Annotated in this window: 6 protein-coding genes; 1 reads left to right on the plus strand and 5 read right to left on the minus strand. The window is 68.5% G+C overall.

Going from position 1 to position 5,428, the window contains the following annotated elements; translation table 11 throughout:
- Positions 1–1,058 (minus strand): hypothetical protein (locus tag VGB60_RS07060; protein WP_331037560.1); only part of this gene is annotated, 1,058 nt, incomplete at its 3' end.
- A 270-nt stretch (positions 1,059–1,328) separates the two neighbouring features.
- Complete coding sequence (locus tag VGB60_RS07065; protein WP_331037561.1) at positions 1,329–2,312, minus strand: WYL domain-containing protein; 984 nt, start codon at positions 2,310–2,312, stop codon at positions 1,329–1,331.
- A gap of 85 nt (positions 2,313–2,397) precedes the next feature.
- On the opposite strand from VGB60_RS07065, the gene VGB60_RS07070 reads away from it, so the two are divergent.
- Positions 2,398–2,628, plus strand: a complete 231-nt coding sequence (locus VGB60_RS07070) for a hypothetical protein (RefSeq protein ID WP_331037562.1) — start codon at positions 2,398–2,400, stop codon at positions 2,626–2,628.
- On the opposite strand, the gene VGB60_RS07075 is transcribed toward VGB60_RS07070, so the two are convergent.
- The 3 genes from VGB60_RS07075 to VGB60_RS07085 all read right to left on the minus strand — a co-directional run bounded on the left by VGB60_RS07075 (position 2,629) and on the right by VGB60_RS07085 (position 5,349).
- Positions 2,629–3,051: a DUF1801 domain-containing protein gene (locus VGB60_RS07075; protein ID WP_331037563.1), complete on the minus strand. Its 423-nt coding sequence runs from the start codon at positions 3,049–3,051 to the stop codon at positions 2,629–2,631.
- Between the two features lie 12 nt (positions 3,052–3,063).
- On the minus strand, positions 3,064–3,789 hold the full coding sequence (locus VGB60_RS07080) for an alternative oxidase (protein WP_331037564.1): 726 nt from the start codon (positions 3,787–3,789) through the stop codon (positions 3,064–3,066).
- Positions 3,790–3,933: 144 nt separating this feature from the next.
- Positions 3,934–5,349 (minus strand): NAD(P)(+) transhydrogenase (Re/Si-specific) subunit beta, encoded by a 1,416-nt coding sequence (locus VGB60_RS07085; protein WP_331037565.1) that lies wholly within the window; start codon positions 5,347–5,349, stop codon positions 3,934–3,936.
- Positions 5,350–5,428: the final 79 nt, after the last annotated feature.

The raw sequence follows: 5,428 nt of genomic DNA on the forward strand, positions 1-5,428 counted from the left end.
TCGATCGCCTTCTGCAGGTCGATCCGCGGCTCGTAACCGGCGTCCAGCGTCGCCATCATGCGAATGGCCATCAGATCGGCACCGCCTTCGGTGATCCAGCCGTCGCGGGCGCGCTCGTAGCGGACGATCTGTCCCAGCCAGAAATGCGCGCTCTCGTGGCCGATGAACCAGCGCGCCGTCGCCAGGGTGCGGTCGCTCGGCTCGACCACGCCGACGCCCTCGAACCGCATGACGATCAGTCCCGGCAGGACGCTTCCGGCCATCGAGTTCATGCCTGAGGTCGGCCCGGCCCAGCTGACCATGATTGTGGGTCGGTCGCTCTGGCCGCGCCCGAGGCGGGCGGAATAGACGTCGGCGACGCCGGGCGCGAAGGATTCGAGGGCCGCGCCGATCCACCGCGGCAACTGCGGGTCGATCACGGTCACCAGCCGCTCGCTCTCGACCACGTCGGCCTCGCCGAACAGCACATAGGTTTCGGCCTGGACCGCGGTGACCTCAGGCAAGCGCTGGCCCCGGAACAGGATCGGCCCCGCCCGGTCGCGCCACGTCACCGAGGCCGGGCCCGTCGCCAGCGGATAGCCGGTCAGATCGAGCGGCACGGCCTCCGCCTCCGCGACCGAGGCCAGCGGAAAGACGTCGAACTGGCCGCTTGGCAGGGCCACCGAGCCGTCGGTGAAGGCGAGCACCCCATAGTCCGCCTCCAGGTTGTCCGATCTGGGGGTGAAGGCGATCTCGATCCGGCGCGGCACAGCCCCGCCGTCCGAAGCGCGCAGGATGTCGCGGTTCCCCGCCCGCTCCAGCACCACGCCCGGCGTGACCACCCGCCATTGCTCGGGTCGCCACGGCTGGCGCGATCCGGCGATGAGCGCCGAGCGGAAGAAGGCCCAGACCGGAGCGTCGCGGTCGAGGTCATAGGTCGCGGTCCAGGCGTCGCCGTCACGGACGATCGTCACGGCGGGTCTGGACGGCTCGGCGCCCGCCTCCTGAACTGTCCCCCCCGCTTGCGCGGCGGTGGCCAAAGCCATGGCGGCCCATACCGCGATCATCATCTGGCGCATGGCGCTCCCCCGTTTGCGCTCCGTGATCTCGCACAGGACGGCGGGCGACGTCAGCTTAAGCTTTCGTCAGGCTTGCGTCCGCGCGGCGCCCATGGCTGAACCATTTGCAGGTTCACCGGTTTGGCCCGGGTCTGAATGGGGTCCGTCGTGAATTTGCTCGGGTTCGTACGGAAGCACTGGCTTCTTCATCTGGTCGTCATCGAACTGGTCGTCGCGGCCTCGCTGACCGGCTGGCTGATCGCCGGCGCGGCTCTGGGCGGCTGACGCCGATCAGGCGCGCTCCAGCCCGCGCTGCGCCGCGGCCAGTTCCGCGGCCATTGCCGTTTTCAACCGCTCCGGCGCGAGAATCTGGACCCGGTCGCCCCAGGTGAACAGGTGCCAGGCGAGCTCCCGCATGCCTGACGCCCGGAACCGCACCACCACGCCGCCATCGCCCTGCGTCTCGATGCTCTGGGTCGGATGCCAGCGCCACGCCCGGGCCTCGACCGCCCCGTCGGGCGTGACACGAAGGGCCACGTCCTCGATTTCGTCCTGATAGATGCCGAAGGACTGGCTGGCGAAGGCCTGCAGGTCGAAGTCGTCCGGCGGAGCCGCCAAGCCGGCCTCGGCCTTGACCGCGCTCATCCGGTCGAGGCGGAAGGTCTGGATGCGGCCGGTCTCACGGTCGGCGGCGACGAGATAGTTGGCGCGTCCGAACATCACCCCGCACGGCGCAACGCTGCGCCGCCGCGCCTCCGCGCCGGGCCGGCTGTAGATGAATCCGAGCGGCTGTCCGGCCAGGATGGCGTGCCGGATCTCTGTCAGCACCGCCTCGTCGGCCGACGGCCGTGGCCCGGCCTGCACGGCGATGGTCTCAGCCCGCACCAGCGCCTCGAGATCGGGCGCCAGCCGGTTCAGCGTCGTCGAGCGCATGGCCGACTTCAGCTTGCGCTCCAGCCCTTCCAGCGCCGACGCCCGGCCCGGCTCGCCGGTCGCGCGCAGGCCCTGCGCCGCCTTGCTGAGCTCGACCAGCTCTTCGGTTGTCGGCGCCTGTTCGAACGCTGAAAGCCCGCCGCGGATGCGCCAGCGCTTGGTCGGCGGGTCCGACACCTCCTCCGCCTGCGGAAACAGGGCCAGCACGGCGTCGCGCATCCGCTCGGCGGTGCGGCGACCCACGCCGCTTTCGCGCGCCATCTCGTCGAGCGTCAGCCCCTCGGCGCTGGCGGCCATCCGCCGCGCCAGCTCGATGACCATCGCCGCCTTGTCGTGTCTCATGCCCGCACGATGTCATACGACCGTTTCTGGCGCAATGCTGCTTCATGGTCAGGATCAACGGACACAGACCTACCGGAGTTGACCCATGGCCCGCGCATTCGCCCCCCAGACCGCCGTCACCGCCAACCGCTACCTGATCGTCCCCTGCGAAGCCGACGGCTGCGGCGGGCTGGCCGTCGTCTGGGACCGGCTGGAGGAACAGGTCATCGACGTCATCGACGCTGGTCTCTCGGCCCGTTACGCCGACGAGGACGCGCTGTGGGACGAAGCCCGACCCGCCTTCGCCCCCGCTGACGACTTCCGCATGGCGGCCTGATCAGTCCGGGAACCGCTCGCGCATCTCGACCAGAGACGCGGCGGCCAGGTCGCGCAGCGCGTCCATGTCGATCTGGTCGAGTCGGTTGATGTAGAGGCAGGCGACACTGGTCTTCACCTTGCCCAGCCGCGCGACCATCGTCTCCCAACCCGAGAACCCCGGCAGGATGTAGACGACCGTGTGGGCCTTGCGGGGCGAGAAGCCGAGCCAGGGCGCGTCCCCTTCATGCCCGCTGGCGTAGCGGTAGTGGTAGGCCCCGAAGCCGATGATCGACGGCCCCCACATCACCGGCGGCTCGCCGCTGATCTCCTCGAAGAGGGCGCACAGGGTCTCCGCGTCGGCCCGGCGCCGAGGGTTCTCGACAGCGGCGATGAAGTCAGCGACCGGCATTTTCACCGGGACCGTCTTCGCCTCATAGGCCATCGCGTCCTCCCGTCAGGCGACGCCCCGCAGCTCCTCCGCGTGGGGCGGATAGGGAGCCGACGGTACAGGACTGGGCGGCAGCTTGGCCAGAGTGCTGGCGAAGCCATGGTTGACGTCGCGGTGATGGGCCTCGTCGGCCCGGACCTTCAGGACGACGTCGCGCAGCGTCGCGTCCGCGGGCAGCTTCCAGTAGTGGATGGCGATGGCGGGAGCGGCGACGTTGGGTGATCGGCCCTCGTCGATCTCCTTCAGATACAGGGTGTAGCTGATGACCGCCTCTTCCTCGAAATAGCCGACGACCCGGTGCGCGGTGCGCGACGAGATCAGATAGAGCAGGAAGAAGCCGATATAGAAGATCGCCTGGGCCAGCTGGACGACCAGCCGCTCGAAATACGTCGGCTTCGCCACCTCAATGAAGGTCATCAGGTGCATCCGCTCGTTTTCCGCCTCCTCCATCAGGGTGCGGATCCAGCCCTCGTCATCGCGCATTTCCCTTAGGCAGCGCAGGTGCTGCAAGGTCGCCCCCACCATGCCCGGCACGGCCGCCACAGTTTCAAGCACGATGGCCCGGTGGCCGTACTTCTTGGCGAAGAAGGTGTCGGCGCAGACGCGCAGCAGTTTGGTGAAGCCCAGGGCGAAGCGGTCGGAGAACCCCTTCGGTTCGTGGTGTATGACCGGCTCGGCGGCTCTCTCTTCATCCAGCGCGCGGGCGTCGGGAGCGAGGATCTTGTTGACCATTTTGGCGGTCCAGAGCGGAGGCTCGCGAAGCGAAAGCCATACCCAGCCCGGTTGTCGGCGCGGATCGCCCAGCGGCGTCCGCTGTAATTACCCTAGTCTGTCTAGGGATATTCGGTCAACACCAGCGGCCCACCCGGTCGGCTTCTAAAGCCCCTTCACGATCCCCTCGACCATCTTCTTGGCGTCGGCGAACAGCATCATGGTGTTGTCGCGGAAGAAGAGCTCGTTCTCCACGCCCGCATAGCCGCTGCCCATGCCGCGCTTGATGAACAGCACGGTGCCCGCCTTCTCCACGTCCAGCACCGGCATGCCGTAGATCGGGCTCTGCGGGTCGGTCTTGGCGGCGGGGTTGGTGACGTCGTTGGCGCCGATGACAAACGCCACGTCGCAGGAGGCGAACTCGGAGTTGATGTCCTCCAGCTCGAACACCTCGTCATAGGGCACATTGGCCTCGGCCAGCAGGACGTTCATGTGGCCCGGCATCCGCCCGGCGACTGGGTGGATGGCGTATTTCACCTCGACCCCCTCCGCCTTCAGCTTGTCGGCCATCTCGCGCAGCGCGTGCTGGGCCTGCGCCACCGCCATGCCGTAGCCGGGCACGATGATGACCTTGGAGGCGTTCTTCATGATGAAGGCCGCGTCGTCGGCCGAGCCCTGCTTGACCGGGCGAGTTTCGACTGCGCCTCCTCCGGCCGCGGCGGCGTCGCCCCCGAAGCCGCCGAGGATGACCGAGATGAAGCTGCGGTTCATCGCCTTGCACATGATGTAGCTCAGGATCGCCCCCGAGCTGCCGACCAGCGCGCCGGTGATGATCAGGGCGATGTTCTCGAGCGTGAAGCCCAGCGCGGCGGCGGCCCAGCCGGAGTAGCTGTTCAGCATCGACACCACGACCGGCATGTCGGCCCCGCCGATCGGGATGATCAGGGTGGCGCCCAGGATCAGGGCGATCAGGAACACGCCCCAGAAGGCCCAGACCGCCGTGCCGCCGGTGCCGATCAGTATGCCGATCAGGAACACCAGCCCCAGCGCCAGGCCGATGTTGATCAGGTGCCGCATCGGCAGGATGATCGGCGCGCCGCTCATGTTTCCGTTCAGCTTGGCGAAGGCGATCACCGACCCGGTGAAAGTGACCGCGCCGATGGCGACCCCGAGGCTCAGCTCGATGATCGACAGCGTCTTGATGCCCCCCGCAGCCGTGGCGATGCCGAAGCTCTCGGGTGCATAGACGGCCCCGACGGCCACGAGGCAGGCGGCCATGCCGACGAGGCTGTGGAAGGCCGCGACCAGCTGCGGCATCTGGGTCATCTGCACCCGGCCGGCGATCAGCGCGCCCGCCCCTCCGCCAACGATCACGCCCCCGGCGATCAGGCCCAGCGTCAGCAGGTCCAGCGTTCCCGCCGACCACAGGGTCAGCAGCGTCACCGCCACCGCCAGCGCCATGCCGACCATGCCCAGCGTGTTGCCGCGCCGGCTGGTGTCGGGGCTCGACAGACCCCTGAGGCTGAGGATGAACAGCACCCCGGAGACCAGATAGGCCAGGGCCGCGAAGGATGCGTTCATGTGGTCTGACTCCCCCTCAACATCATCTCGTCACCGCTCTCCCGGAGGGCAGGCGGTCCGCGCCAGTCGCCACAGCGCG

The organism is Brevundimonas sp. (assembly GCF_036399195.1).
Taxonomy (GTDB): domain Bacteria; phylum Pseudomonadota; class Alphaproteobacteria; order Caulobacterales; family Caulobacteraceae; genus Brevundimonas.